This window comes from Ruegeria atlantica, from assembly GCF_013032455.1.
GTDB classification, from domain to species: Bacteria; Pseudomonadota; Alphaproteobacteria; order Rhodobacterales; family Rhodobacteraceae; genus Ruegeria; species Ruegeria atlantica_B.
In genome coordinates this window covers 1-3104 of record NZ_WQCF01000033.1, presented here as the reverse complement: position 1 = coordinate 3104, position 3104 = coordinate 1, and the positions used below count along the sequence as shown (strand labels likewise).

Annotated in this window: 1 protein-coding gene and 1 pseudogene; one reads left to right on the top strand and one right to left on the bottom strand. The window is 50.1% G+C overall.

The genetic code is table 11. The annotated features are described in order from the left end of the window. Positions 1–300 precede the first annotated feature (300 nt). Positions 301–510: pseudogene (locus GOW93_RS20605) on the top strand (transposase); the annotation flags it as partial. Positions 511–732: 222 nt separating this feature from the next. Here the strand turns inward: GOW93_RS20605 and GOW93_RS20600 are convergent. Further along, complete coding sequence (locus tag GOW93_RS20600; protein WP_170388275.1) at positions 733–3006, bottom strand: calcium-binding protein; 2274 nt, start codon at positions 3004–3006, stop codon at positions 733–735. Positions 3007–3104: the final 98 nt, after the last annotated feature.

Here is a 3104-nt window from a genome sequence, read left to right as displayed (position 1 = left end):
AAGACTTCTTCCTGGGTTCAACAGCCGCTCTCGTCGTGCGCCACGCTCGGTGCTCAGTGCATGTGCTCCGCGTGTAAACCTTACCAACGTATAAAGTTGCCCAAATGGCCCTGTGAATATCTTCTGTGATAGTCACGGGGCTGGGAGATTACTTTGAGATGGAAGTTTTGTGACAGGGTCTGCCAATTGAGTTTAGCGCCGCTAGTGTCACTATGCCCCTAGGTCAGGATGCATGATTTCCGCCGCGCCGTGTGATTCACGGCTCCGAAAACGGAGCGCTGACATGAGCGATCTTTTTGGTTGGCCGACGCGCAGACGGTGCTTCTTAAACCCTTCTTTCCGAAATCGCATGGCAAGTCTCGGGTTGATGACAAGCGGGTGTTGAGCGGAATTATATTCATCAACTGCAATGGTTTAAGCTGGCGTAATGCCCCTTTGGCCAATGGCAGGCACAAAACGCTCTACAGCCGCTGGAAGCGCCGGAGCGAAAAAGGCATCTTTGCACGTATGACCGCTGCCCCAAAGTATTCCTTTCTGACATCGCCCTCGCAGCAACCGTCATTTATTGGTTATGACTCCTGAACCTAGCAAAAGGTCGTCTATTACCTTCTTTAAAGATTGCGACACAGCCTTTGAACGACCGGTCGCGCCTCATTTGTCATATTCGCGGCAAGCCACGGTTAAGCAGAGCTTTTCTGCACCTTGCCGCTTATCTGAGCGGGACAACCCCGCTCACGCTGCAAACGTGTAGTCTGAGCTGTCAAAGTCTTCCGCTTGGAAGTCCTTGAGCAGGATCGTTCCTTCTGTGCCAACAACAATGAGCGTGTCCGCCCCGGATTGCGAAGAAGTAATCGTTGGGTTGGCCGTGTCGCTCAGTTCAAACACAAGCTGATCTGTACCATCCTTGAACCCAGTGATCACGTCATTTCCGAAGTTGTCGTTGAAGACAATTGTGTCTACGTCATCAGGAATGTACTGAGAGGTTTCTGAAGTTAAGGTAATGTGGTCGTTCCCTTGTCCACCATTGATTTTATTGCTGTAGAGACTATCGCTGATGGTGTCGTCGAATATCGATCCTATTACGTACTCGACACTGTACAGCGTCCCGGTTGTAACACTCCCGCTATTCTCTGTGTAAGAATACGAGCCTCCTACGGAAATAATTCCATCCCACAACGACAATGATACGCTGTGCTGTAGGTTGGCAAATGATACTGTGTCGTTATCCGCGCCACCATTGACGGTATCAGCCCCGCCGATGAGATAGAAAATATCGTCGCCACCATTCCCTTCGTAGTAATTGTCGGCAAGGGTGTCCGAAATAATTTCGGCTTTTTGCGAGCCATTCACGTTTTCGATGCTTTGAAGGATAGTTAGGCCGTGAGTTACACCATTCACGTCGATTGCAGCGGCAGCACTACCGGCCAGATTGACAGAAACATAGGCTGTACTTCCGACCACGGTGCCGATGTTCAGGGTATCGGTTCCGAACCCACCGTTGAAATCGACAGCGTTTGCGCCATCTAAAAAAACGGTCCAGTACGTATCATCGTGGGATGTTCCAATGATCCCTTCAATTCCAGAGAAACTATCTTCTTGGACCCATCCCGATGAACCATTACCACCAGATCGATATGTACCTATATTGACAGTAACATCGACAATGATACCGGCCTGCGCATCCGTTTCATCCAGGGAATAATCAATAATATCATACCCATCACCGCCAAAGATATAATCTATCTCTCTGAACCCGCCGCCCGAGAACACATCATCGCCCGCGCCGCCGGTCAGGAAATCGCTACCTGCTCCGCCAACCAGAATATCATTGCCATCCAGGCCGTATAGCCAGTCAGCACCGTCACCACCGAAGAGTTTGTCGGCGCCGACATTTCCGTTTATTATATCGTCTCCACCAAGACCCAAGATTAGGCTGTCGCCAAAGACATTGGTAATAGTTTCTGCTTCTTCGGTGCCGGTCAGTTCAAGTGACACGTCCGTAACACTGAGTGTATTGGTGGTGTTGATCTCGAGGCTGTAATTCTCCTGAGGCAAAGTCAGGGTATAGCGCCCGGCCTGGTTTTCAGTGAAGCTGTATGCCGTATCTGAATATTCTGACAACTCTGCACGGACAGTAATGGAGGCTTTTTCTCCATGATTGTTCAGAATATCAGAATCCCCTGCATTGACCGTAAAGACATAGGAGTCTTCGGCAGTCCCAACGCCAGTTACGATATCGCTTCCTTCCCCATCGATAATTGTGGTGCGACCGCCCTTGCTTTCGATATTGTCATTGCCGCCACGACCGTCGAGCACATTGTCTTGGGTGTTACCTATGATGTGATCCGATCCATGCGAGCCGTAGACGTTCTCAATGTCGATCAATGTATCTTCATAGCCATCGACATGGGCAAAGCGGGCAGCTCGACCAGTGGTCAAATTGATGTCGAAACCAAGGCCTAGCTGATCAAAAAGTTCCTGGGTATCCAGGCTATAATCTACAGTGTCGGTGCCCTCACCTCCGTCCAAGGTATCAATGCCAAGTCCGCCGATTAGAGTGTCGTTGCCAATATCACCCCTAAGCGTATCGTTGCCGTCTCCGCCGTTTAGGAAATCATTACCTTCCTCCCCGCTTAGGAAGTCATTGCCAGAGCCGCCACTCAGCTGATCGTCGCCAACGGATCCCCAAATCGAATCGTTTCCACCTTCTGCATCCACAATGGCTGTCCCGAAGCTAGAGGCAAAAAAAGTCTCGTCTTCGTTTGTCCCGGTACCCTTATAGACAACATCACTCAAACTTATGTCGCCAGCGTAGGAACCTGCGTATTGAATTTCGGCCTCGTAATCGTTGTTCGGATCGGAATCAAACTGGTTTGCCCTTATGACGATTTTGGCAATCCCGTCCGAAGAACTGGAAGCGTTTTTCTTGCTATAGCCGTAGTCCGACAGGCCGCCATATTCTTCAAGGATGATTGAAGGTTCATTATCACCACTCAGGATCAGCAAATCCCGCTCACCAGCCCTGACATTGAATGTGACCACTGAATCGTGTCAACGGCGGTGAGAAAGTCTGCCATTGGGCGGAGCAAAAGTCGTCCACTGTT